Annotated in this window: 18 protein-coding genes; 9 read left to right on the forward strand and 9 right to left on the reverse strand. The window is 70.0% G+C overall.

The window, feature by feature from the left end; translation table 11 throughout:
- Positions 1-57: 57 nt before the first annotated feature.
- Both D5S19_RS05585 and D5S19_RS05590 read right to left on the reverse strand, forming a co-directional pair.
- The gene (locus tag D5S19_RS05585) at positions 58-2,337 is read right to left on the reverse strand and encodes an FtsX-like permease family protein (protein WP_120022257.1); all 2,280 of its coding nucleotides are present in this window, start codon (positions 2,335-2,337) and stop codon (positions 58-60) included.
- The gene (locus D5S19_RS05590) at positions 2,334-3,029 is read right to left on the reverse strand and encodes an ABC transporter ATP-binding protein (protein WP_120022258.1); all 696 of its coding nucleotides are present in this window, start codon (positions 3,027-3,029) and stop codon (positions 2,334-2,336) included. The genes D5S19_RS05585 and D5S19_RS05590 overlap by 4 nt, the downstream gene beginning before the upstream one ends.
- Before the next feature lie 178 nt (positions 3,030-3,207).
- On the opposite strand from D5S19_RS05590, the gene D5S19_RS05595 reads away from it, so the two are divergent.
- The 3 genes from D5S19_RS05595 (at position 3,208) to D5S19_RS05605 (ending at position 7,051) form a co-directional block, all read left to right on the forward strand.
- On the forward strand, positions 3,208-5,004 hold the full coding sequence (locus D5S19_RS05595; protein ID WP_120022259.1) for a sensor histidine kinase: 1,797 nt from the start codon (positions 3,208-3,210) through the stop codon (positions 5,002-5,004).
- Positions 5,001-5,651 carry a response regulator gene (locus D5S19_RS05600; protein WP_120022260.1) on the forward strand — a complete coding sequence of 217 codons (651 nt, stop codon included), beginning with the start codon at positions 5,001-5,003 and terminating at the stop codon, positions 5,649-5,651. The genes D5S19_RS05595 and D5S19_RS05600 overlap by 4 nt, the downstream gene beginning before the upstream one ends.
- 92 nt (positions 5,652-5,743) lie before the next feature.
- The gene (locus D5S19_RS05605; RefSeq protein WP_120022322.1) at positions 5,744-7,051 is read left to right on the forward strand and encodes an amidohydrolase family protein; all 1,308 of its coding nucleotides are present in this window, start codon (positions 5,744-5,746) and stop codon (positions 7,049-7,051) included.
- Positions 7,052-7,269: 218 nt separating this feature from the next.
- On the opposite strand, the gene D5S19_RS05610 is transcribed toward D5S19_RS05605, so the two are convergent.
- From D5S19_RS05610 to D5S19_RS05625, 4 genes are all read right to left on the reverse strand, one after another.
- Positions 7,270-7,947: an SDR family oxidoreductase gene (locus D5S19_RS05610; RefSeq protein ID WP_120022261.1), complete on the reverse strand. Its 678-nt coding sequence runs from the start codon at positions 7,945-7,947 to the stop codon at positions 7,270-7,272.
- 17 nt (positions 7,948-7,964) lie between these two features.
- The gene (locus tag D5S19_RS05615; protein ID WP_120022262.1) at positions 7,965-9,644 is read right to left on the reverse strand and encodes a hypothetical protein; all 1,680 of its coding nucleotides are present in this window, start codon (positions 9,642-9,644) and stop codon (positions 7,965-7,967) included.
- A 73-nt stretch (positions 9,645-9,717) separates the two neighbouring features.
- Positions 9,718-11,136, reverse strand: a complete 1,419-nt coding sequence (locus tag D5S19_RS05620; RefSeq protein WP_120022263.1) for a DUF7850 domain-containing protein — start codon at positions 11,134-11,136, stop codon at positions 9,718-9,720.
- A 55-nt stretch (positions 11,137-11,191) separates the two neighbouring features.
- The gene (locus tag D5S19_RS05625) at positions 11,192-13,273 is read right to left on the reverse strand and encodes a PhoX family protein (protein ID WP_120022264.1); all 2,082 of its coding nucleotides are present in this window, start codon (positions 13,271-13,273) and stop codon (positions 11,192-11,194) included.
- A gap of 250 nt (positions 13,274-13,523) precedes the next feature.
- Here D5S19_RS05625 and D5S19_RS05630 point away from each other — a divergent pair, with 250 nt between their 5' ends.
- Both D5S19_RS05630 and D5S19_RS05635 read left to right on the forward strand, forming a co-directional pair.
- Positions 13,524-14,168 carry an HAD family hydrolase gene (locus tag D5S19_RS05630; protein ID WP_120022265.1) on the forward strand — a complete coding sequence of 215 codons (645 nt, stop codon included), beginning with the start codon at positions 13,524-13,526 and terminating at the stop codon, positions 14,166-14,168.
- Positions 14,169-14,269: 101 nt separating this feature from the next.
- Positions 14,270-15,127: an SAM-dependent methyltransferase gene (locus tag D5S19_RS05635; RefSeq protein ID WP_158605501.1), complete on the forward strand. Its 858-nt coding sequence runs from the start codon at positions 14,270-14,272 to the stop codon at positions 15,125-15,127.
- Positions 15,128-15,187: 60 nt separating this feature from the next.
- Here the strand turns inward: D5S19_RS05635 and D5S19_RS05640 are convergent, their stop codons facing one another.
- Together D5S19_RS05640 and D5S19_RS05645 are read right to left on the reverse strand one after the other, a co-directional pair.
- The gene (locus tag D5S19_RS05640) at positions 15,188-16,276 is read right to left on the reverse strand and encodes an inositol-3-phosphate synthase (RefSeq protein WP_120022267.1); all 1,089 of its coding nucleotides are present in this window, start codon (positions 16,274-16,276) and stop codon (positions 15,188-15,190) included.
- Positions 16,277-16,341: 65 nt separating this feature from the next.
- Positions 16,342-16,896, reverse strand: a complete 555-nt coding sequence (locus tag D5S19_RS05645) for a PadR family transcriptional regulator (protein WP_098514949.1) — start codon at positions 16,894-16,896, stop codon at positions 16,342-16,344.
- Between the two features lie 261 nt (positions 16,897-17,157).
- Between D5S19_RS05645 and D5S19_RS05650 the strand changes: the two genes are divergently transcribed.
- From D5S19_RS05650 to D5S19_RS05660, 3 genes are all read left to right on the forward strand, one after another.
- The gene (locus D5S19_RS05650; RefSeq protein WP_120022268.1) at positions 17,158-17,559 is read left to right on the forward strand and encodes a DUF5318 domain-containing protein; all 402 of its coding nucleotides are present in this window, start codon (positions 17,158-17,160) and stop codon (positions 17,557-17,559) included.
- 19 nt (positions 17,560-17,578) lie between these two features.
- Positions 17,579-20,491, forward strand: a complete 2,913-nt coding sequence (locus D5S19_RS05655; protein WP_120022269.1) for a transglycosylase domain-containing protein — start codon at positions 17,579-17,581, stop codon at positions 20,489-20,491.
- Positions 20,492-20,905: 414 nt separating this feature from the next.
- Entirely contained in the window at positions 20,906-23,260 is a 2,355-nt protein-coding gene (locus D5S19_RS05660; RefSeq protein ID WP_407641715.1) for a transglycosylase domain-containing protein, read from the forward strand.
- A 70-nt stretch (positions 23,261-23,330) separates the two neighbouring features.
- Here D5S19_RS05660 and D5S19_RS05665 read toward each other — a convergent pair whose 3' ends face one another.
- A complete protein-coding gene (locus D5S19_RS05665; RefSeq protein WP_120022271.1) occupies positions 23,331-24,386 on the reverse strand; it encodes a Gfo/Idh/MocA family oxidoreductase in 1,056 nt (351 codons plus the stop codon).
- A 56-nt stretch (positions 24,387-24,442) separates the two neighbouring features.
- Here D5S19_RS05665 and D5S19_RS05670 point away from each other — a divergent pair, with 56 nt between their 5' ends.
- Positions 24,443-25,510: an ROK family transcriptional regulator gene (locus D5S19_RS05670; RefSeq protein WP_120022272.1), complete on the forward strand. Its 1,068-nt coding sequence runs from the start codon at positions 24,443-24,445 to the stop codon at positions 25,508-25,510.
- The last annotated feature ends 2 nt before the right edge of the window (positions 25,511-25,512 follow it).

Genomic DNA, 25,512 nt, shown 5'->3' on the forward strand with positions numbered 1-25,512 from the left:
GTTGCCGGGTTCCCATCCCCGGCAACGGCCCGTCGCTATCGCACCCCCGGTGCGCGGTTATTCGTCGTTGAGTGGTTCGGCCGCCACCCGCTTGAGCGCGGGAGTGCAGACCGAGGCCCCGAGCAGAGCCACCCCGACGCCGAGGACCACCGGCGCGAGCAGCCACGGAGTCAGCGTGACCGGGTTGTGGCTGACCAGGCTGAACAACCCGAGCCCGACGAGAGTCCCGGCCACCCCGGCCCCGATCGTGACCACCAGCGACGGCAGCGCGGCCTCCGTCCGCAGTGCCCGGGAGAGCACCCGGACCGGCGTACCCGCCGCGATCAGCGCACCGAACGTGCGCCGCCGGTCCATCACCGCGCCGGCCGTGGCGATCGCCGCACTGCAACCGGCCAGGATCGCGGCCGCGGTCAGTCCGATCACGGTCACCCGGCGCACGTCGTCAAGCTCCCGTTGCTGGTCGTTGAAATGCTGGTCGCGACTCCTGATTCCGGAGCTGCCCGCCACCGAAGCCAGCGCCGTGCGGACCTGCTCCCGGTCGGCGTCGGTGGTCGGTACCACGATGGTCGAATCAACCGGTTGCGCCCCGGCCGGCAACGCCGTCGGTTCCATCACGAAAGGAGCGGATGCCCCGGACCCCGACGGGTAACGACCGACCTGCATCGAGCCGAGCGGAATCGTGGTGGCGCCTTCTCCGAAGAAGTCGTTCGCCACCACGTACTTGGTGGCGTCGAAGCCCTCAGGCGTGTACAGATCTACGTCGGGCTTGCAGTCCTTCTCGGTGAGGCCGAGCCGGATCACCTTCGCCGCGTCCGCGCACGTCATCACATAAGTCAGATAGACCCCCTCCTGATCCTTATCCTTCTTGCCCGAGGCTTTGGAAAGCAACACGGCGGGCGCCGCGACCGCGCGTTCCCGCGAGCCACCCTCGGCCAGTTTCCGGTTGACCTGCTCGGTCATCGCCTCGGCCTTGTCCGGCCGGACATCCGCATACAACGCGGAGTCGACGAACTTGCTGCTGTCGCCGCCGAGTGAGGCGAAGGACGGCAGCAGGGTGAGCCCCATCGACCCGGCGAACACCGCGAGCACGATCCCGGCTGTCGCACGGTAGGCGCCCTTCGGGTCCTCCCGCAGCCGCCGCCCGGCCAGCAGGGTCGACGGACGGCGCCACATCCGCACGAAGGTGCCCCCGACCGCCGACGTCACCCAGGGGCCGACCAGCATCGCCGAACCCACCACCAGGAACAGCCCGACGAGAACCAGCTCCTGGCCGCTGTTCGAGTCCCGGCCGGTCATGATCGCGTAGAGAAAGAACAACCCCGCCACCGGCAGTGACAGCAATCGCCACCAGTGCAACGGCTTCACCTGATGTCCGCCGCCGGCGAACAGCGGCGTGCTCAGCGCCCGCCGGAGGCCGAGTACCCCGGCCAGTACCACCAGTGCCGGAATGGCCACCACGATCGCCACGAGCAGGCCCACCGGCAGGCTGAAGTCCGAGGAAAGCCAGGTCCCTCCTCCCCACGGGACGAACGTGGCCAACCCGTACAGCGCCGGGCTGAGCAACAGCCCGGCCAGCGCACCGACCACGGCGGACAACCCGGTCTCCGCGGCCACCATCGAAGTCACCTGCCCGGGCGTCGCACCGGCCAGCCGGAGCGCGGCCATCCGCTGCTCCCGCCGGGCCGCGGTCAGCCGCGCCGATGAAGCGACCAGTACCAGGCTGGGCACCAGCAACACGACAACGCCGACCCCGGTGAGCAGCGTGAGCATCCCGTCCGGCTCAGCTTCGGTTTGGGGGAAATCGGCCACCGGACGGCCGGCGACGCCGGACTTCGCCTCCTGGCTGGCCCCCTGCAGCTCCTGCGGGCTGTGCCCGACCAGCACGACAAGCTGTTCCGGATAGCGCAGCGCCTGCTCGCCGAGCGCGGCGACCGGCTTGCCGAAGCGGTCACCGAGCTGGTTCGCCGGTGTGCGGTTGAGCAGTTTGCCCAGCTCCGGCGAGACCATCGTCTGGCCGGGTGCGGGAAGCTTGTCGATACCCGCGGGCAGATGCACGGCGCCGGGGTCGGTGACGGCGAGATCGACCCGCCTGATCTCCTTGCCGTCGAAGTAGTCCTTCGACGACTGGACCAGCAGGGCCGACTTGCCTTCCTTGGCGTACCAGTACGCGTCCTGCCACTGCGCCCGCTGCTCGCGGGCCTGAGTGGCGAAGGGCAGAGTGGCCAGCAGCAGCACCAGCCCGGTCGCGACCGCGACCCCGACCGCGGTGAGGATCGCCGAGGTGCGGGTCCGCCGGTCGACACGGAGCACGCGCAGGGCGAGCTGGAACGCGTTCATGCCGGCTGCCTCGTGGCGATCCGGCCGTCGCGAATGGCGATCATGCGGGGCAGCGCTTGAGCCAGCTCCCAGTCGTGGGTGACGATCAGTACCGCGGCCCCCGAGTCCCGCGCGGCGGTCAGCAACGCGTTCATCGTCTCGTGGCCGGTGCGGGTGTCCAGCGCACCGGTCGGCTCGTCGGCGAAGATCACCTTGGGCTGGTGGGTGAGCGCGCGAGCGATCGCGACGCGCTGCGCCTGGCCGCCGGAAAGCTCGCCCGGACGCCGGCCCTCCATCCCGGCCAGCCCCAGCCGGCCGAGCCATTCCCGGCCCGCGGCAACGGATTCCTTCCTGCCGCGCCCGGCGAGCAGCGAGGGCAGCGCGACGTTCTCCTCCGCGGTCAGCTCCTGCACGAGCCGCCCGGACTGGAACACGAAACCGAACTCGGTACGCCGCAGTTCGCTGCGCTGCTTCTCCCCGAGCTGGTCGATCCGCTGTCCCTGCAAGCGGATCTCCCCACCGTCGGCGCGCAGAATGCCGGCCAGCAGGTGCAGCAGCGAGGTCTTTCCGGAGCCGGAGGGACCTACGATGGCGACCACTTCACCAGCCCGGACATCGATGTCGACACCTGCCAGCGCGTACTGTTCGCCGTAGCGCTTCACCAGCCCGCGCCCGGTCAGCACCGGTTCGGCGCTCCGTTGTGGATTGTTCATCCGAGGGTCTCTCCTGTTTCGATCTCCGACTGCGTCGGCAGTAGTATTGCGGAACCACCCGGTATGTCCACTTCGGGCAGACGGCCGATCCACCGGCAGCCTCATCGGCCGATCGGCCGATGAGGCTGCGACCACCTGGCCAACGTGCGCGCGACGCGGGATCATCTACCGTTTCGGTGTGTCCGAGCCACCACCACCCTCGTTCTCCGCGCGCGCGACCGACTTCGTGAACCGAGTCGGCGCGTCCGTGGTGCTGCTGCTCGCGGCGCTGGTCTTCGACCTGGTCTACGTGACGGCCGCGGCACTCGACCACGTCGGCCCGCGCTTCGTGGATTTCGGCCTGTTCCCCGGCATCTTCGCGATGGCCGGATGCGCGCTGTGGGCCCGCAAGCGGGCGGCCTTCGCGGGTATGACCGGTGCGCTGGCACTGGTGGCGTTCACCATGGTCATCCACTACTACCGCGTGCCCACTTACTCGAGTGTGCTGGCGAACCTGTCCATCACCGAGGTGGTGGCCGGGGTGGAGATGGTCTACTTCACGGCCCGCCGGGTGCGCCCCGGAGTGGCGTTCTGCGTGATCGGCACGCTGGTGGTGGCCACGACGGTGGCGGTGTTCGGCCGGTTCCCCCGCTACACCTACTCCAGCGCAGGATTCACCGAATCGCTGGTCTTCGGCTTCCTGCTGCTCGTCGCCGCGGTGCTGACCGGACTGATCGGCAGGCCACAGCACGCCACCGATCCACAACGCGAAGCACGCGCGCGGAGGCTGCATCGGATCAACGATCTGGCGTTGAGCCAGTGGCCGCTGCTGATCGCGCTCGGCCTCGGCCTGTTCCTCGAATTCGCCCAGGCCTACAACGTGGGACTGCGGTCGTTCCCCATCCTGTTCTGCTCGATACTGGCCGCGGTGGCCGCGATCTACTCCCGCCGCGAGCCCGCGAGGGCGAGCCTCGTGGTGGCTGGGCTGATCCTGCTGGCCGGGGTGGTGATGCCGTTCCTGCGCCTCGGTTACGGGTACGAACCCGGCACCGGAATCCCGCCGGCGCAGGTGGCGGCCGGCCTCGGCGTGGTGGTGAACCTGGTCCGGGTGACCGCGCTGCCGAAGGCGTGGCCGCGGATCGCGGCGCTGTCGGTGGCGGTCGCAGTGTCCACCTTGCTCAACTTCGAGCGCCCCGGCTTCCGGCTGCTCACCGATCCGCAGACGATCGGGCTCGCCGCCGTGCTCGCCTCGCTGCTGCTGGGCATCGCCATCGCGATCGGGCTCTTCCTGCGCTCCCGGGACTCCGAGCAGAAGCAGGTGGTCAAGGCCGCGGTCAGCGACGCGCAGACCGCCGAGCGGATGGCGCTGGCCCGCGAACTGCACGACGTGGTCGCACACCACGTGACCGGCATCGTGGTACAGGCACAGGCCGCGCGGATGATGGGGGAGAAGAACCCGCAGCTGGCCTACGAGGCGATGGCCCGGATCGAGGACGCCGGGGTGGAGGCGCTGGCCGCCATGCGCCGGCTGGTGCGCAGCATGCGCGGGGACGCGCAGGCCGGTTCGGGCGAGTTCAACGAGCAGGCCACCACCGACCTCGCCGCGGACCTGCGCCGGTTGGTCGAATCGGGCAACCACAGCGTACCCACCAGTCTGCGCCTGGATCTGCCGCCGCATCTGCCCCAGGAGGTGGGCCGTTCCGCGCTGCGGCTGGTGCAGGAGTCGCTGACCAACATCGGCAAGCACGCCGCGGACGCCACCGAAGCGCTGGTGCACGCCGAAGTGGCGGAAGACGAACTGCATCTGCGGGTGATGGACGACGGCCGGGAACCGGCTCGCCGTCCGGCCGGTGGGTCGGGCGGCTACGGTCTGGTCGGCATGCGCGAACGCGTCGCGCTGCTGCACGGCCGCCTCTCGGCCGGTCGCGGGCCGGACGGTGGCTGGCGGGTCGAGGCGTGGCTGCCGCTTGAGCCGAACGGGGAGACGAACGGGTGATCCGGGTACTGATCGCGGATGACCAGGAGATGGTGCGGATGGGCTTCCGCATGATCCTGGACGCGCAGGACGACATCGAGGTGGTCGCGGACGTGCCGGACGGGGTGTCGGCCGTGGCCAGGGCCCGCGAGCTGCGTCCGGACGTGTGCCTGCTGGACATCCGCATGCCGGGGCTGGACGGGTTGGAGGTGACCCGGCAGCTGGCCGGGCCGGACGTGGCCGATCCGCTGCGGGTCGTCGTGGTCACCACGTTCGATCTCGACGAGTACGTGCACACCGCGTTGCGCAACGGGGCGAGCGGTTTCCTGCTCAAGGACGCCGGGCCCGCCCTGCTGATCGAGGCCGTGCGCGCGGCGGACCGCGGCGACGCGCTGGTGTCCCCGCAGATCACCGTGCGGCTGTTGAAGCACTTCAACGACAACGCCCCGAAACCCGGGTCCCCGAAACCCGCCGAACCGCTCACCGCGCGCGAGCTGGACGTGGTGAAAGCGACCGCGCGGGGGCTGACGAACACCGAGATCGGCGCCGAGCTGTACCTTTCGCTGTCCACGGTGAAGACGCACCTGGCGGCCGTGCAGTCCAAGGTCGGCGCCCGCAACCGCGTCGAGATCGCGGCGTGGGCCTGGCGCAGCGGCGTGGTCGACTGACGGCCGGCGGGCCGGATACCGGTCGCCGGGAGCAGAACGCTGGGTGGGCTGCCCCTGACCTGCTGTTGACATTCCGGTCGTACGATCACGGGATGTCTCGTCGCTTCCACGCCCCCGTCGTCCTGCCCGCCGATCCCGCCTGTTCCGTGCTGCGCTCCGCGGTGGTGGACGTGACCGACGACGGGCGGATCGGTTTCGTCGGGCCGGAAGCGGACGCCCCGGAGTTCGCCGGCGAGGTGACCCGGCTCGGCGGGATCCTGTTGCCAGGGCTGGTGAACACGCACGCGCACAGCCCGATGACGTTGCTGCGCGGGATGGGCGGCGACCTGCCGCTGCTGCGCTGGCTGCACGAGATCATCTGGCCGGCCGAGGCCAAGCTCAAGCCCGCGGACGTGCGCACCGGCATGCTGCTCGGTTCGGTCGAGATGCTCCGGCACGGCGTGACCACCAGTGCGGAGATGTACTTCGAAGGCGAACAGCTGGTGGACGCGGTGCTGACCACCGGCGGCCGCACGCTGGTGGCTCCGCCGGTGATGGAGCTGCCGGGGATGGACTGGCGCACCACGCTGCAGGCCATCGAGCGCTGGATCGACGCCGACGGCCTGCGTTTCGGCCCGGCGGACCGGATCGAGCTGGGTTACGGCCCGCATTCGGCGTACATGCTGAACCCGGACGGGTTGCGTGCCGTCGCGGAATCCGCTGCCGCGCGCGGTGCGCTCGTGCAGATCCACGTCGCCGAGGCCGCGAATGAGGATCTGGCGCAGCGTGAGCGGCACGGTTCGGTGCCGAAGCTGCTCGACGAGGTGGGCATTTTCGCCGGACGCACCCTCGCCGCGCACTCCATTCACCTGTCGGACGAGGACATCGCGCTGTTCGCCGCGCGGGGTGTCGGCATGGCGCACTGTCCCGGCTCGAACGCGAAGCTCGCCTCCGGGATCGCGCGGGTCAAGGAACTGCGGGCGGCCGGCGTCGCGGTCGGCCTCGGCACCGACGGCCCGGCCTCCAACGATGACCTCGACCTGTGGGAAGAAGTACAGCTCAGTGCGATGCTGGCTCGGCTGGCCACGAACGACTCCACGGTGCTGACCGCGGCGGACGCCTTCCTGCTGGCCACCCGCGGCGGCGCGGAAGCGCTTGGCCGCCCCGATTTCGGCGCGCTGGAGCCGGGCCGCTGGGCCGACCTGGTGCACGTGGATCTCGACGATCCGGCGTTCGCCGCCGGGCTGGACGTCCCGGACGAGCAGCTGCTGTCGAACCTCGTGTGGGCGGCGGGTTCGCGCCGTGTCCGCGACGTGTGGGTGGGCGGCGAGCGGGTGGTCGCCGCGGGCGAATCGACCCGGGTCGACCGGGCCGAGGTCCAGGCGTCGGTCGCCGACACCGCCGCCCGCCTGCGCGCCTGACTTCCGCAGGCTGCGCGCTCACTTCCGCAGGCTGTGAAGGGTCCCTTCACAGCCTCAGCGTCCAGGGTGTCGGCAAAGTTGGTCGGGGACCCGGCAGTGGGCGATGCGGAGGTGTGTGCGACCACCTCGTGGCGTGCGCCGGACCGGTTTCGGGTCCGTGAAGGGACCCTTCACAGACTCAGAGTCCGTGAAGGTTCCCTTCACAGCCTTGGGTCACCTCAGCGAGGGCGGACGGTGATCTCGGTGACGTGCGCGTCCGGAGTCGCGGTGACAGCGGTGAGCACGGCGGTGGCCACGGAGTCCGGACGAAGGTACTTCGTCGCGTCGTAGGTGCCACGTTCCTGGTTGATCACGTTGCGCTGCAAGTCGGTGTCGGTACGGCCGGGGTAGACCGAGGTCACGCGCAGCTCCGGCTCTTCGGCACGGAGTGCGTCGGCGAACGCGCGGGCGGCGAATTTGCTTGCTGCGTAAGGAGCCCAGCCTGGCCGGGCATTCTGTCCGGCGCCGGAGTTGAGCACCACGACGTGACCGCGGGCGGCGCGCAGCGCGGGCAGCAGGTGCCGGGTCAGCTCGGCCACCGCGAGCACGTTGATCTCGAAGTTGGCCCGCCAGGCCGAAGCCGGGGCCTCGGCGATCGTGCCGATCCGCCCGATCCCGGCGGAGTGCACGAGGACTTCGAGCCGCCCGATCCCACTCGCAGCGGCTTCGACCGCGGCGGGATCGGTGAGATCCACCGGCCACGGCTGCGCGCCCGGCAGCTCCGCAGCGACCTTCGCGAGCGCGTCCGCGTCGCGGCCGCCCAGCAGCAGCTGGTGGGTCGGGGCGAGCTGATGGGCGATGGCCGCGCCGATGCCGCGGGAGGCGCCGGTGACCAGGGCGAGCGGGAGATCGGTCATACCGGCCACGGTAAGCCTCAGCAGCGCGCGGCTTCGACGGGGTCTCGCGGGTAGCGGATGGCCGTGCGCTGCCAAGAGCCGGTGAAATTGTCGAGGAAGCGATTCCACGACATCTCGCCCCGGGTCGAAGCGAGCACCTCCTGTTCGCCGGGACAGCGCAGGGCCGCGCGGGCGGCGTCGATCGTGCCGGGCTGGAAGATCCGGATCTGGCCGTCGTCGGCGACATCGGAGTTGCCTGCCTCGGCGATCTCCCACGCCGGGATCAGCCACTTCGAATGCCCGGCCCGGCCGTCGGGGATCGGCGAGGAGTGTGCCGCGAGGTCGCTGGAGAGCCCGTAGCCGTCGTGCACGCGGACATCGAGGGAGACCAGGTTGGCGATCGCGCCGATGCTGTCCGCGGCCATCGTCACGTACGGCCGGCTGGTGGGGAAGCGGAACCACTGCTTGACATCGCCGTAGCTGTAGGCGAGCACCGCGGGCCGGTCGGTGGCGTCCACCGCTTCGACTGCGCGGCGGAACTCCCCATGGTGGAGGAAGTCCTCGGCCGGCACCGGGTTCGGCGTGCCGGTGACCGCTACCCAGAACGACCGCTCGTCGGCGATCCCGTTCGCCAGCTCGGTCTTCTCGTACGGCACGCGCAGCCAGCCGCCGGCCACCACCGACCAGACCGCGACGAGCGCGGCGAACACGGCCGTCCGCCGGGTGAGCGGGATCGCCAGCACCGGCAGCAACAGTGCGAACAACGCGGGCAACAGCATCCGGCCGTGCATGAAGTCCCCGCCGACCCGCACCACGTACGCCGCCATCAGCACCCCGGCGACGATCGGCGCGAGCATCAGGATCCGCGAACGCCGGGCGAGTACGACGACCGCCGCCAGCAGGATCAGCGGCAACCACAGCAAGTACGGGTCGACCAGGTCGAGCAGGTAATCGAACCCGCGAGACCAGTCCGCGTCCCCGGCTTCCTTCGCCAGCGCGGTATTCGGCACGAGCAGGCCGTAGTAGCCCATCCGGAAAAGCTGGTAGCCGACCGGCAGCGCCACCCCGGCGGCCAGCCAGCCGAGGCCGGTACGCACTTTCGGCCGGTGCAAGAGCACCAGCGCGACGAATCCGACGAGGGTGAACAACGCCAGATCGGGCCGCACCAGCGGACCGAGACCCAGCACCACCGCCGTGCCGAGGGCACCCTTTCCCCGGACCAGCAGCCACCAGCACACTCCGAGCCACAGCATGACCAGGCCGGTTTCCAGGCCGGACGTCGCGAAGTCCCGGAACGGCGGCAGCACGACCACGACCAGCGCACCGACCGGCACGACCGAGCCGCCGTAGAGCCGCCGGGCACCGTCGAGACCGAAGAAGAGCCCGCCGACGGCGCAGAGCAGCCCGGTGAGCACGGCCACCCATTCCAGCGAGAGAACGGGGAAGGTGCCGAGCCCGGCGAGCAGCCAGGTCCACAGTGGGCTGGTGTTCGCCTCGACCCGCTCCCCGATGTTGAACACCGGCCCGTTCCCGGCGAGGATCTGCCGGACGGTGCGGAGCACGATCAGCCCGTCGTCGCTCATCCAGCGCCGCTGCCAGGCCACTACCGCGTAGAGCACGAGCGTGGCCGCGGTGGCGATCCAGGTCCAGGCCACCGGACGGCGGTACCACGGGGGTGGCTGCGCGATCGGCTCGCCGACGGTCACTGCCGCGGTCATGAGTGTTCCGGACCTCCCCGAGATATGAGCTGCGGGGACAGTCTCACATCTCGGTTCGGGTTACGCAGAGTGGTCAGGAAATCGCTGGTGCGCCGCTCGGGTGGGTGACCGGTGGGGGTGGTGGTCCCGCGGACGAGGTCGGCGGCGCCGGGGTGGGCGGCAGTGGCGGGGCGAGACCGAGGTCCAGATCGGTCCGTTCGCGGGCCTTCCCCCCGAGGGTGAACGGCGCGGTACAGCCGCTGCCGGGGTCGGCGTCGGAATCGCGGGCGGGGTCCCCGGCGCCGCGGCCGGTCACCGTAAGGCCGTCCGGCAGCGCGTGCACGTCGAAGCAGACCTGATACGTACCGTCGGGGCGCTTGTCGAACAGGTAGCTGCCATCTGCCGCGGTACGCGTGGAAGCGACGGTGCCGCCGGCGCCGTCCTTCAACGTCACGGGCAGGTCGGCGTACCCGGGCTCACCGTCGTCCTGCAGGCCGTTGTGGTTCAGGTCCTTCCACACCCGATCGCCGATCTTGCCGACGGCCGGTTGTGGAGTGACGGTGATCGTCGCAGTCGCTTTCTGGTCGGCAAGCGGTCCGGCGGGCGAGTTGGCGCCGCTGACGGTCGCGGTGCTGACGTGCCCGTCGTCGTCCTCGGTCAGGTTCGGATGGTCGCAGGTCAGCGCTCGGTTCGCGCCCGGGGCGAGGTCGAACGCGCCGGGCAGCCCGATGCACCACGGGTCCTTCACCAGCAGGCCGGTGAGCGGTTCGGAACCGGTGTTGGCCACGGTGATCCGGTAGTGCGCGGTCTCGCCGACCGGGATCGCGGCGGACGCGGACCATTCGCCGCTGGCCGGGTTCCGCACTTCCTGCTTGACCGTGTAGGCCGCCAGATCCGCGCGGACGCAGTCCCACATGACCCAGTTGTGGTTGGTGGTGGCGTAGAACAGGGCCGCCGAGGTCCGGTCCGGCGCGGCCACCGCGGGCAGGTCCTGTTTGGCGAGCTTGCCGTCCGAGGCGACGTCGTGCCCCACGTCGACGGCGTGGTCCAGCAGCGTCCGGCCCGCGTTGTCGGCGAAGCGCAAGCCCACCTTGGCGACCGCGCGGGAACCCAGGCTCGACGCGTTCGTGCCGGTCCAGACCGACAGTGCGTAGCGGCCGCCGGGTACCGCCCGCAACTCCTGGCTCGCCGAGCTGACCCGGCCGTCCGGCGTCTGGATCTGCGCGTTCACCTTGCCCTCGACCGGGTACGCGGTGCTGGTGACGAGCTTCGGCATCCGGTCCGGCGGGGTACTGCGCGGCACCGGCGCGGCCGGCGTGAACACGTAACCACGCGGCATTCCGCCGGACGCGGTGTCCTCCACGCCGGCGTTCGCAGCGATCCCGCCGCAGGCCGGACCGCCTGCCGCGGGTGCCGAACCCGGGAGAACGACGACGAGCGTGCCGGCCAGCACCACTGTGCCGGCCAGCACGCCCGTCGACCGTCCGATCGCGACCCTCTTCACCCGCCTCACCCGGCGAAGCTATTACCCGCCACCGGGAGTGCGCAGGAGGAGCCACCCCAAAGAGTTACCGCTGCCCGATCCGGCCGACCAGCCCGAAGCGGCCCTTCCGCCACACCGACACGATGGCCGGGCGCGGCTGCGCACTGCCCCCGTCGGGCCAGTGCGAGGTCGGCTCCGCCGAGTTCTTCGCGTCCTCGCCTGGATGCTGCACGGCGACCAGCACCAGCTGGTCGGTGACCACCGGACCGCAGGTCTCGGCCCCCACCGGCACGGAAAGGAACTGCTTGACGTGGCCACGCTCGGGACCGCTGACCGGGACCGAGAACAGTCCGTCGTTGGCGCCGAGGGTGTTGCCGTCGGTGGAGATCCACAGGTTGCCGTGTGCATCGAAGGCGACGTTGTCCGGGCAGGAGATCGGGCTGACCCGGTCCTTCGGGAACCCGCCGAAGTAGGTGTCCGCGGCGGCCGGATCGCCGCAGACCAGCAGCAGCCGCCACCGCAGCCGGGTGGCCGCGGCGTCGCCACGGTCCTCCTCCCACTCCAGCACGTGCCCGTTCTTGTTGCGGTTGCGGGGATTCACCTCGTCCACGCCCGCCTTGCCCGCCGCGCCACGGTCGGTGTTGTTGGTCAGCGCGGCGTAGATCCGGCCGTTGACCGGGTTCGGCTCGATGTCCTCCGGACGGTCCATTTTGGTCGCCCCGGCCTTGTCCGCGGCCTGGCGGGTGAACACGTACACCTCCTCCGCGGTGAAGCCGTCCACAAAGGACTTGTCACCGCTCGCGAGCGGGATCCACTCGCCGGTGCCGTCGAACTCGCCGTCCGCGGGGAGCTTGCCGGAACCGTCGATCTCGCCAGGGCTGTCGCCGGTGAACTTCGCGACGTAGAGCGTGCCCTCGTCCAGCAGCGCGGAGTTGTGCCGCCGGGCGTGCGCCGAGGTGCCCTTCTTGTACTTGCCCTTCGAGACGAACTTGTAGATGTACTCGAACCGCTCGTCGTCCCCGGAATAGACCGCGACCCGGCCGTCCGCGGTGATCTTCACCGTCGCCGCCTCGTGCTTGAACCGGCCGAGCGCGGTGTGCTTGACCGGCGTGGAGTGCGGGTCGTGCGGGTCGATCTCCACCACCCAGCCGAACCGGTTGGGCTCGTTGGGTTCCTGCGCGACGTCCCAGCGCCGGTCGAAACGCTCCCACTTGCGGGTGCTCTCCCCGGTGCCGACCAGGTAGCGCCTGAGCCGCGCGGCCTGCTCGGGATCGGTGACCTTGTCCGCGTTGGCGAAGTACTGGTGGAAGTTCTCCTCGCCGGAGAGCACGGTGCCCCACGGCGTGACCCCGCCGGAGCAGTTGTTCTGCGTGCCCCGCACCCGCTTTCCGGTCGGGTCGGCCGAGGTGCGCAGGTACTTCGAGCCCGCCGCCGGGCCCCGTACCTCGAACTCGGTGTCCAGGGTGATCCGCCGGTTCAGCGGGCTGGACACGGTGCGCAGGGCACCGCCGATCGGATCGCGGAAGGTCTGCAGCACCGACAGTCCGTGCGCGGCCCAGGCGATCCGGACCTGTTCCTCGGTCGGGTTCGCCGGGTCGTACTGATCGGCCGGGAAAAGGTGCACCTCGGTGGTGTACTCGTGGTTGACCACCAGCAGGTTCCGCACGCCGAGCGGGTCCTGCGGGATCAGGCCGACGAAGTCGTTGTTGTAGCCGAACTGCTTCGCTTGCGCGGCCGCGGTCTGCCGGTGGAAGTCGAACTTCGGCGCACCGGGCACCACCGCGTCGCCCCAGCGGATCACCACCTGCTGGTCGTAACCCTCGGGGATGCTCACCTTGTCCAGACGGTTCGGCGGCACGGGGTCGAAGTCGGTGCCGGGCACCGGCTTCGCTCCGTTGCCCGGCGGGATCTTGGCCGCGGCGGGCGCCGCCGCGGCGGTACCGGACAACGCGGCGAACCCACCGGCCGCGGCGGCCATCACCGCGCCCGCCTTGAACGCCCCGCGGCGCGAGACGCCCTTGGCGATGTCGCCGAAGTACTCGTTGCCCGACGGGTTCGGCGCCTCGTGAGCACACGCGTTGCCGCACCGGTATTCACAGGTGATCGGCGAACGGCCGCCGGGATGGGCGGAGATCAGGGGCAGCAGTCGCCCGGGCTCCAGGGACACAGGTCCTCCAGGGTCACTTCAGTAGGGGAACGAAGCGACCGTATGTGCCGAAACCCGACCCGATCGGACCAAGAGGTGAACAGCGAGTGTATTCGTCGCAATCAGGACCGAATGGGCGAACGCACTCAAACGGACAGTCCAGAAGTGCTCGCCGAGGGTGCCCGAAAACCCCGTTCGACCATGGTCGTCACCCCTTCGGAGATCACTTAACTAAAGTAAACAACTTCGCGAACCCGATAGGCTTCGGGCCATGGACGCGGTGATTTTCGACCTCGATGGGGTTTTGGTGGATTCCGAGTTGACCTGGGACGAGGTGCGCCGCTCCGTGGTCGCCGCACACGGAGGCACCTGGCGGCCGGAGGCGACCCGCGCGCAACAGGGGATGAGCACGCCGGAGTGGGCCCGGTACCTGGTGGACACCCTCGGCGCCCGGCTGACGCCGGACGAGATCGCGAACACCGTGATCGACGAGATGACCAGCCGCTACACCGCGGGCCCGCCGGTGATCGACGGCGCCCGGGAGGTGGTGCGCGAGGTCGCCCGCCAGTGGCCGGTCGCGATCGCCAGCTCGTCGCCGCCGGTGCTGATCCACGCCTTTCTCACTGCGTGCGACCTCACCTCGCTGGTACCGGTCGCGGTGTCGAGCGAGGAGGTCGCCGCCGGCAAACCGGCCCCCGACGTATACCTGCGTGCCGCGACGCTGCTGGAAATCCCGCCCGAGCGATGCGCCGCGGTGGAGGACTCCACCAACGGCCTCCGCGCCGCACAGGCCGCGGGCATGACCGTGTACGCCGCGCCGAACGCACACTTCCCGCCGGAGCCCGAAGCGCTCGCGGGAGCCACGGTGCTGACCAACCTGACCGCACTGCCCGCGGCATTGAAAGCCGGTCGGTGACACAGCACACGTAGGGCAAACGGCGGCGTCCCGCGTTCGCCACACGGCCGCGCAATGCCATCCTTGCCCGGCATCGCAAGCTCGGCAGCGAAGGGCAGGACGTGGGCACGCCGGATCGGGAATGGGACATCGTCAGCGGCATCGGGCTGACCGCCCTGGGGATCGCGGCCTGCCGCGCGGTCGAGACCGCCCGGCCGGACCGGCTGATCGAGGATCCCTTCGCCGCGGAGTTCATCCGGGCCGCGCGACCGCCGCGACCACTGCCGACGGGGGCGACCGACGACCCGGTCTGGGCCTCGATGAGCCCCTACATGGGGTTGCGATCGCGGTACTTCGACGAGCTGGTCACCGGTTCGCCCGCCCCGCAGGTGGTGATCCTGGCGGCCGGGCTAGACGCGCGCGCCTACCGGCTGGACCTGACCGGTCGCGACGTCTACGAGGTGGACCAGCCTCGCGTGCTCGAATTCAAGCAGGACGTGTTCGACGGCCTGGCCGCGAAACCCCGCTGCACGCGGCACGCGGTCGCCGCGGACCTGCGCGAGAACTGGTCCGCCGCACTGGAACAGAGCGGTTTCGACCGGACCAGGCCCACCGTGTGGCTCGCGGAAGGCCTGCTGATTTACCTGCCCGGGCCGGTCGAGGAGCAGCTGTTCGACCTGATCGCCGCATGCTCCGCCCCGGGCAGCCGGATCGGCGTGGAACGCCTCGCCGGCGAGAACCTCGCCGGCGCGAGCGACCACATGCAGCACATGGGCACCTCGGAGCGGCTCGGCGTCCAGCTGACCGACCTGTTCTCCCCGCAGGCGCGCCGGAATCCGGTGGACTGGCTGACCGGACAAGGCTGGCAGGTCACCGTCTCCACGCCGCCGGAGTACGCCGCCCGGCACGGCCGTGAACTGCCCGAAATGGTCCTGAAGACCACCGGGAACAGCCAATTCATCTGCGCCGGCCTGCCGTGACCCGCCTGCGGGGGCCCGCCATCGGCAGACCCCCCGCAGCGGGACCTCGGCAGCCGGGGCTCAGTGCTCCAGCTCGCCCTGGATGAACTTGTCCACCGCGTCGCGCGCGGTCGAGTCGTCGTACTGCTCCGGCGGCGACTTCATGAAGTAGGACGAGGCGGACAGGATCGGGCCGCCGATCCCGCGGTCCAGCGCGATCTTCGCGGCCCGCACCGCGTCGATGATGATGCCCGCCGAGTTCGGCGAGTCCCACACCTCGAGCTTGTACTCCAGGTTCAGCGGCACGTCACCGAACGCACGGCCCTCCAGCCGCACGTAGGCCCACTTGCGGTCGTCGAGCCACTGCACGTAGTCCGACGGCCCGATGTGCACGTTGCCCTTGCCCAGGTCGCGGTCCACCTGCGAGGTGACCGACTGGGTCTTGGAGATCTTCTTCGATTCGAGCCGCTCCAGCTCCTTCATGTTCAGGAAGTCCATGTTCCCGCCCACGTTGAGCTGCATGGTGCGGTCGAGCTGCACCCCGCGGTCCTCGAACAGCTTGGCCAGCACCCGGTGCGTGATGGTGGCGCCGACCTGCGACTTGATGTCGTCACCCACGATCGGCACGCCGGCGTCGGTGAACTTCTTCGCCCACTCCGGGTCGGAGGCGATGAACACCGGCAGCGCGTTCACGAACGCCACGCCGGCGTCGATCGCGGCCTGCGCGTAGAACTTGTCCGCCTCCTCCGAGCCCACCGGCAGGTAGGAGACGAGCACGTCGACCTCGGCGGCCTTGAGCGCGGCGACCACGTCCACCGGGAGCTCGTCGGACTCCTCGATGGTCTCGCGGTAGAAGCGGCCGAGCCCGTCGTAGGTGTGCCCGCGCTGCACGGTCACCCCGAGCGGCGGCACGTCGGCGATCTTGATGGTGTTGTTCTCGCTGGCGGAGATCGCTTCCGAGAGATCCCGGCCGACCTTCTTCGCATCCACGTCGAACGCCGCGGCGAACTCGACGTCCCGGACGTGGTATTCGCCGAACTGGACGTGCATCAGGCCGGGCACGCGGGTGGCCGGATCCGCGTCACGGTAGTACTGCACACCCTGGACCAGCGACGAGGCGCAGTTGCCGACGCCCACGATGGCCACCCGAACGCGGCGGTTCTCGCCCATGCCGGTTTCTCCTTCAATCCGTTCTCTGTCCATCTGCTTCTGCTGCCGCCACGCTGCGGCGCCGCTCAGCGCCCCGGATGCTCCGGGCCGCGCTGCTCGGCCTGTTCGTGCGCGATCAGCTCGTTGAGCCAGCGCACCTCCCGCTCACTCGACTCCAGCCCGAGCCGGTGCAGTTCGCGGGTATAGCGGTCGATCTTCTCCTCGGCCCGCGCCAGCGCTACGCGCAAGCCCTCCCGCCGTTCCTCCACGCGGCGGCGCCGTCCTTCCAGGATTCGCATCCTGACGTCGGCCGGTGTCCGCGAGAAGAACGCGAGGTGGACGCCGAAGCCCTCGTCGTCCCAGGTCTCCGGGCCCGCTTCGCCGAGCAGCTCGGCGAAGCGCTCCTTGCCCTCGGCGGTGAGCTGATAGACCCGGCGGCCGCGCCGGGACCAGGCCCGGTCGTCCGCCTCGTCCAGCTCCTCGACGAGGTAACCGGCCCGCAGCAACCGGCGCAGCGTCGGGTACAGCGAGCCGTACGAGAACGTCCGGAACATGCCGAGCGTCTCGTGCAAACGTTTGCGCAGGACGTACCCGTGCATGGGCGCCTCGTGCAGCAATCCGAGGATCGCGAGTTCGAGCACACCGCACCCCACATTCGGGAACAGACCGCGGCCGGTGCCGTTGACCATCTGGAACGGCCCTGTGGAACCGGCCTGCTCAACCTACTCGGCCACTATATCGCTCCGATACATCGAAGTGGCGGACGTAACCCTGGGTTCCCCGCGCAGGTCAGGGAACGTCATCAGAGAGTTATCGAATCTCCGGCGTGTCCGAATGGCTGCTCGTGGTGCCGGTCGACCGGGGGCGCTGCGAGCACAGGAAGAGCCCGTACTCTGTCTCCCGTGCGAAACCAGCGGCAGGTCGTGGACTACGCCTTGCAGCGCCGTGCGCTGCTGGCCGCCGTCCGCTCCGGACGCGTCGGCGACCATGAGGTCTGCGACGCGAGCCCGTACCTGCTCCGGGCGGCGAAGTTCCACGGCAGAGCCGAGGACCGCGCCTGCCCGATGTGCCGCCACGCGCCGTTGACCCTGGTCTCCTGGGTCTACGGCGACGAACTCAAGCACGTCTCGGGATCGGCCCGCACGCCCGCGGAACTGACCCGGATGGCCGCGCTTTTCGCCGAGTTCACCGTCTACGACGTAGAGGTGTGCCGGACGTGCCACTGGAACCACCTGGTCCTCTCCTACGTGCTCGGCACGGGTGAGCCGCAACCCAAGCGGCCGCGGAGGACCGCAGGCCAGTGACGAGTACCACGACCGCCGCATGGGACCGGGCGCCGCGCCCGTCCCGAACCCCGGCGCCGGCCTGGGAGGCCCATCAGTGAACGACGATCGCCACCGCCCCTGGCCCGGTCAGGAGCCTGATGCACCTCGCCGTGCCCACTGGCCGGAGCAGGACCCCGGTCCCGGCTGGCCCGCCGGCGAGGCCCCCCGGCGCCCGGCCCCGCCCCGTCGTCCCCCGGCGGGCGGCCCCCGTCCGCCGCGTGCCCCGCAGGCGGGCGGTCCCGCGTGGCCCGGCGGAGACGACCCGGGACCGCAGTGGCCGTCCGGGGACGAGCCGCCCCGCCGCCCGCGGCAGAACCAGCCGTCCCGGATCCTGGACGGCCCGCCGCCGCGCCGTCAGCCGCCGCCACCCGGTGCCGGACGTCCGGGGCCGAACGGCGGTCCGCCGCAGGGCTTCCGCCAGCCCCCGCCGCCAGGCAGCCGGTCCGGGCCCGTCCGGCGCCCGCCGCAGGGCCGTCCGGTACCCGTGCCGATACCGCCCCCGGAGTACCCGGACCGCGAGCCGGACCTGATCACGCACGCCGAGCACAACGGCACCACGTTCGGCTACGACCCGTACGACGACCGGTACGACGATCACGAGGACGAAACCCAGTACGCGCAGTTCGCCGCCGAGGCCGAGCACAAACCGGAACCGGAGGACGGCGAAGAAGACGGGCAGGGCAAGAAGAAAAAGAGCAAAGCCGACCTCACGCCCAAGCAGCGCAAGAAGCGCCGCTGGAAGATCATCCGGCGGGTGCTCTACGCGTGCGTCGGGCTGTTCGTGGTGGTGCCCGCGATCGCGTTCGTGATCACCTACTTCACCGTCTCGGTGCCCACGCCGCAGGACATCCGGGCGATGCAGAGCCAGCCGATCACCTTCTACTACGGCAACGACCAGCAGATGGGCCGCTCGGTACCCGCGGACGGCGATCGCGAGCTGCTGCAGCCGAACCAGGTGCCCGACGTGATCAAGCACGCGATCTACGCGGCCGAGGACGCCACCTTCGAGACCAACTCCGGCTTCGACGTGATGGCCATCGCGCGCTCGGTGTTCAACCAGGTCACCGGCGGTACCGGCGGTGGTTCGACGATTTCGCAGCAGTACGTCAAGCAGGCCACCAAGAACGACGCACCCACGCTGACCCGTAAGTGGACCGAGCTGGTGAAGTCGTTCAAGCTGAACAACGAGACGCCCAAGGCGGACATCTTCACCAGTTACGTCAACATCGTCTACTTCGGACGCGGCGCGAACGGCGTGGCGGCGGCGGCGAAGGCGTACTACGGCAAGGACATCTCGCAGGTCACGCCGTCGGAGGCGGCGCTGCTGGCCGGGCTGATCCAGGGCCCCAGCCGTTCCGAGGACCAGACGTACACGATGAAGCGCTGGACCTACGTGATGGACCAGATGGTGGCCAACCACTGGCTTTCCGCCGTCGACCGCAAGGCCGCGGTGTTCCCCACGCTGATCCCGAAGGGTTCCCAGAAGAAGGACAACGGGAACGTCGACTACTTCATCCAGCAGCGCATCATCGACGAGCTGGAAGCCAAGGGCTACGACCAGGACAAGCTGTACAACATCGGCGCGAAGATCCACACCACGATCGATCCGAAGGCACAGCAGGAAGCGGCGCAGGCCGTCCAGGACAACCTGAAGGACCAGACCGACGAGAACATCAAGGGAGCGCTGGTCGCGGTCGATCCGAGAACCGGCGGGGTCCTCGCCTATTACGGGGGCCCGAACACGGTCAAGGACAGCAAGGGCAAGGACCAGCTCGCCACGGACTGGGCGAACACCCCGCAGAACCCGGGTTCGTCGATGAAGGCCTACGACCTGACCGCCTTCCTGAAGATGGGCAAGGGGCTCGGCGAGACCTTCGACGGCAGCAACAACCGGATGCTGGGCGGGCGAAAGGTCCGCAACGCGGGGGACAGTTCCAGCTGCAGCAAACAGTGCACCGTCAAGACCGCCATGGAGCTGTCGGTGAACACCGTGTTCTACGACATGGTGCTCAACGACGTGAAGCCGTCGCGGGTCGCCGAAGCGGCCAAGGAAGCCGGCGTGCGGCCCGCCCCGCAAGGCAAGGGCAAGCTGGGCACCGCGGACGCGAACATCTCGCTCGGTGGTGGTGCCACGGCCGTCACGCCGGAGGACATGGCGGCGGGCTACTCGTCGTTCGCCTCCGGCGGAGTGCGCCGTGACCAGCACTTCGTCGCGAAACTGACGAATGCCCAGGATGAAACGATCTTCGACCTGACCACCAACCAGGGCAAGCCGGCGTTCGACGCGAACGCGGACAAGAGCAAGCAGATCGCGGGCAACGTGACCGACTCGTTGATCCCGGTGATCGCGCACTCGAAGCTGAAGTGCCCGAGCAGCCACCAATGCGCGGGCAAGACCGGTACCCAGCAGTACGCCCCGCAGGACAACGACCCGAGCGCCTACAAGGACCTCAACGCGCAGACCTGGATGGTGGGCTACACCCCGTCCGTCTCGGTCGCCGCGTGGATCGGCGGCGACGGCAACAAGCCGCTGCACGACAAGCAGAACAAGCCGATCTACGGGGCCACCATCGCCGGGCCGACCTGGCAGGCCTTCATGGACGCCTATCTGAAGGACAAGCCGGCGGAGAAGTTCGACCAGGTGGCGCCGATCGGCAAGCAAGCGGTCGACACTCCGACCACGACCTCGCGTCCCTCCAAGACCCAGGACCAGGCCCCGGAGACCACGACCACGACCCCGCCGCCCAGCTCCGAGACATCCAGCGCGCCGAGCACCACAGCTACCCCCAGCAAGGCGTCGACCACCTCGACCAAGCCGCCGATCCTCGGTGAGCCGCCCGGGAACGGGTTCGGTCCCCCCGGCGGTGGTGGGGGCGGGGTGACCGGAGGACCACCCAGAAAAACAGGCTGAGCAGGCGAAGGCCCTTCCCGTCCCGGGGAGGGCCTTCGCTGTTTCCCGGACGAATACGCTCGGTGGAGTGAACCTTGGCCGGTACTCAAGCGTCCTCTCCCGGAGAGGGTTCTGCGCCTGCTGCACGCCCGAGTCCGAGAAGAGGATCCGCACGTGAACGACGACCGCAACCGCTCCTGGCCAGACCGGGATCCCGATCCGCGGCGTCAACCACCTCCGGGTCCTCCCGGACCACCGCCGTGGGCCCGCGGACCACAGCGTCCCGGATCCCCGCCTCCCGGGCCGGGCTCATCGCCGCCGCCCCCGCCTGGTGCCGGTCCGGCGCCCGGGTACCGGCCGCCGCCGGCCGGTCCGGGCCGTCCCGGGCCACGGCGTCCGTTCCCGCCACCCGGGCCGCAGCCGGAACCCGAGCTGATGACGCACCGCGTCCACGACGGCCGGGCCGACCAGGAGTTCGCCGAGGCCGGCGGGCTCGAACCCACCCAGGCGCCGCCTGGCAGAGAAGACCTGGACAAGAAGGGCCGCACCCCGGAAGAGCGCAAGAAGCGGAAATGGAAGATCATCCGGCGCTGCGCCTACGCGTTCGTCGGCCTCTTCATCGTGCTCCCGGCGATCGCCTTCGTGATCACCTATTTCCTGGTGGACGTGCCTTCCCCGCAGAGCGTGGCGCAGTCGCAGAACCAGGCGGTCACCTACCTGTACGCCGACGGCAGCCCGATGGGCAAGGACGTCCCGCCCGGCGGCAACCGGCAGATCCTCACCGAGAACCAGATCCCGGAAGTGGTCAAGCGCGCGGTGATCGCCACCGAGGACGCGACCTTCGAGACCAACTCCGGGTTCGACATCACCGGCCTGGTGCGCGCCGCGTTCAGCCAGCTGACCGGCGGCAGCGGCGGCGGGTCCACGATTTCCCAGCAGTACATCAAAAAAGCCACCGACAACGACGCGCCCACGCTCACCCGCAAGTGGACCGAGCTGGCCAAGTCGTTCAAGATGAACCAGACCTACTCCAAAGCGCAGATCATCACCGCGTACCTGAACATCATCTACTTCGGGCGCGGGGCTTACGGCATCGGCGCGGCTTCGCAGGCCTTCTTCCACAAGGACGTCGGGCAGCTGAACTACTCGGAGGCCGCGTTGCTGGCCGGGCTGATCCAGCAGCCAGGCCGGTCGGAGAACCAAAAGGTGGCGCAGGGCCGCTGGAACACCGCGCTGGACCGGATGCTGGACAACCACTTCATCACCCCGGAGCAGCGGCACTCGGCGCAGTTCCCGACACCGATCCCGCTGTCGGAGTCCAAGGACGATTCGACCGAGCCGTACCGGTTCATCGCCAGCCAGGTGAAGGCGGAGCTGGAGCAGCACGGGCTCGGTGAGGACAAGTACTACTCCAGCGGGCTCACCATCCAGACCACCATCGACAAGAAGGCGCAGGAGGTGGCCACCCAGGCGGCCACCGACGCGCTGAAGGGCCAGACGGACGACCGGCTGCTCGACGCGCTGGTCGCGGTGGACCCGAAGACCGGCGGGGTGCTCGCCTACTACGGCGGGCAGCCGATCCTGGACGTGAACGGCCAGAAGCAGGCCGGAAGGGACTGGGCGAACACCCCGCAGAACCCGGGTTCCTCGATGAAACCGTTCGACCTCACCGCGTTCCTCAAGATGGGCAAGGGCATCAACTCGACGTTCGACGGCAGCAACAACCGGACGTTCGACGGCCGGGTGGTGCGCAACGCCGGGGACAGCTCCAGCTGCACGGGCCCGTGCACGGTGGCCCACGCGATGCAGATCTCCGCGAACACCGTGTTCTACGACATGGTCCTCAACGTCACCAAGCAGGGCCCGGTCAAGCAGGCCGCGCAGGACGCCGGCGTGCGCACCAAGGAGAACGGCGGCCAGTCGGAGATCTCCACCAAGGACAACAACATCTCCCTCGGCGGTGGGGACACCCGAATCACCCCGATGGACATGGCCGCGGCGTACGCCACGTTCGCCGGCGACGGGCTGCAGCGCGACCGGCACTTCGTGGCCAAGGTGACCAACGCCCAGCACGAGGTCGCCTACCAGGCACCGGACGCCGCGGGCAAGCCGGCGTTCTCCGATGCCAACGCCGACCAGAGCAAGCAGATCGCGGGCAACGTGACCGCCGCGCTGAAGCCGGTGATCAGCTTCTCGAAGCTGACCTGCCCGTCCGGCCACGAGTGCGCGGGCAAGACCGGTACCCAGCAGCACACCAAGCGGCCGGGTGAGCCGGCCTCCGCGGCGAACGCGAACGCGCAGACCTGGATGGTCGGCTACACCCCGTCCGTCTCGGTCGCCGCGTGGGTCGGTGCCGACGGCGACCAGGCCTTGCACGGCAAGGGGAACTCGCCGATCTTCGGGTCCACCATCGCGGGTCCGCTGTGGGAGAAGTTCATGAAGCAGTACCTCAGCGGCAAGCCGGCGGAGCAGTTCGACCAGGTGTCGCTGATCGGCGGCGGCTCCATCGCATCCGACACGAACCAGGGCGACAACCCGGACCAGGGCAACCCGCCTCCCGACGCGAACACCCCGGGCACCGATCAGACCGGCCAGAACCCCGGGACCGGCCCCGGTCCGGGCACCGGCAACGGGACCGGGAACCAGCCCGGTGGCGGCCACCAGCAGGATCCGGGCCGCCCGGTCGGCGGGCAGAACGACCCGACGCAGCAGCCCACGCACACACCGAAACCGCCGAAGGACACGCCAACCGGCGATCCCGCCCCGCCCGAACAACCGAACACGCCGTAGCAAGGCGGGTGGTTTCCCTTGTCCGGCAAGGGAAACCACCCGTTTTGCGATAAGGTGGTCGTGGAGGGGTTCAGCCGAGCGGGACGACCCGGCCCTTGGCGCCCGAGCGGTGCGCGGCCTCGATCACGCGCAGCGCGGCGACCGCGCCCGCCGGATCGACCGGAAACCGCGTGTCCTCCCGCAGTGCGTCCGCGACCCGGGCGTAGAAGGTCTCGTAGCGGCCGGCCTCGGTCGGCACGATCTCGGTTTCGCCTTGCACGCCAAGCAGTCCGGCGTTTGCCGCCGGTTCCACGCCCCAGCCGGGGTCGCCGGGGCGGAGGCCCTCCTTGATCTGCGGCTCCTGCACGTCGAGACCGTACTTGGTGAACGTGGCCCGATCGCCGAGCACGCGGAAGCGCGGGTTTCGGAGACCCGCGAGCGCGGAGGCCCACAGCTGCGAGCGGACGCCGTTCGCGTGGCGCAGCGCGATGAACACGTCGTCGTCCACCGCGACACCGGCGCGGCGGCGGTCGACCTCGGCGTAGACCTGGGTGGCCGGACCGAACAACTGCAGGGCCTGGTCGACGATGTGCGCCCCGAGGTCGTAGAGCAGCCCGCCGGCCTCGGCCGGATCGCCGAGTTCGCGCCAGTTGTCCTTGATCTTGGGCACCCAGCGGTCGAACCGGGACTCGAAGCGGAACACCTCGCCGAGCCGCCCGGATTCGAGCACCTTGCGCACAGTCAGGAAATCCGAGTCCCAGCGCCGGTTCTGGAACACCGTGAGTCCCACGCCCGCTTCCTTCGCGGCAGCGACCACCCGCTCACCCTCGGCGGCGGTCGGCGCGAACGGCTTGTCCACGACCACCGGCAGGCCCAGCTCGATCGCCCGCAGCGTGAGCGGCACGTGCGTGCGGTTCGGTGTGCTCACCACGATCAGGTCGAGTTCTCCCGCACGAGCGAACAGCGCGTCGGCGTCCGGGACCACGTTCGCGCCGGGGTACTCCGCACGGGCCTGCGCCGCCCGTTCCGGATTCCCGGTCGCCAGCACCGCCGGGACCAGCCCCGGGGTCGCGGCCACCAGCGGCGCGTGGAAAACCCGGCCACCGATCCCGTACCCGAGGATGCCGACGCGTGCCTCATCAACCATGGACACCATTAAACAACACTGTTGCGTAACTGGCCGGCTGCCGGGAGGATCATCGGATGGCGGAGACCGGTGTCAACCTGCGCGGGCTGCGGCGCCACAACCGCGCGCTGCTGCTCGGGCACATTCTGCGCGAAGGCGGGCTCAGCCGGGTCGAGCTGGCCGAGCGGACCGGGCTGACACAGCAGGCCGTGTCGAAGATCGTGGCGGATCTGCTTCCGCAGCGCCTGCTGGACGTCGAACGGCAGGCCGCGGCGGGCGTCGGCAAGCCCCGGTCACTGCTGCGGCTACGCCCGGAGGCCCGGTGCGCGCTCGGCGTCCAGCTCGATCGGGACGGGTTCCTGGTGCTGCGCACCGGGCTCACCGGGGAGGTGGAAGATCTCACCGAAGGCGCACTACCGATCGGGTTCGACCCGGAACAGGCAGTAAGCGCGATCGCCCGCGCGGTGCGCGCCCTGCTCGCCGACGTCGACCCGGCCCGGGTGCTCGGCCTCGGCGTCGGCGCGGTCGGGCCGCTCGACCACCACGCCGGCCGGGTCCGCGACGCCACCAACATGCCCGGCTGGCACGACGTGCCGCTGCGCGATCTGCTCGCCGAGCGCACCGGCCTGCCGGTCACTGTGGACAAGAACACGAACGCGGCGGCCTTCGCGCACTCGTGGCCGCAGGAGTCGCCCGCGGCCACCGCGGTGGTGCTGGTGGGCACCGGCATCGGTGTCGGCCTGCTGATCGACGGGCGGGTCTACCGTGGACCGCGCACGAACGCCGGCGAGTTCGGGCACACCACGATCACCTATGCCGGTCCGCGCTGCGTGTGCGGCCGGCGCGGCTGCGTCGAAGTGCTGCACCAGACCGCGGCCACCCCGCGGGACGCGGCCCGCCTGCTCGGGATCGGCCTCGCCGACCTGGTGCAGGTGCTCGATCTGGAGCGAATCGTCCTGTTCGGACGGACCATCCGGGCGACGCCGGAGATCTACCGCGAAACGGTCGCCGCACAGTTGAGGGAGCTGCTGCCGGTCCCGCACTGGCAGCGGATCGACGTGACGGTGAGCGAGCTGGACGAGGAGGCGGTGGCCCTCGGCGCCGCATTCGAGGTGCTTGCCGGGTTCTACGCCGATCCTCAATGACG

The organism is Amycolatopsis panacis (assembly GCF_003600245.1).
GTDB lineage: Bacteria > Actinomycetota > Actinomycetes > Mycobacteriales > Pseudonocardiaceae > Amycolatopsis > Amycolatopsis sulphurea.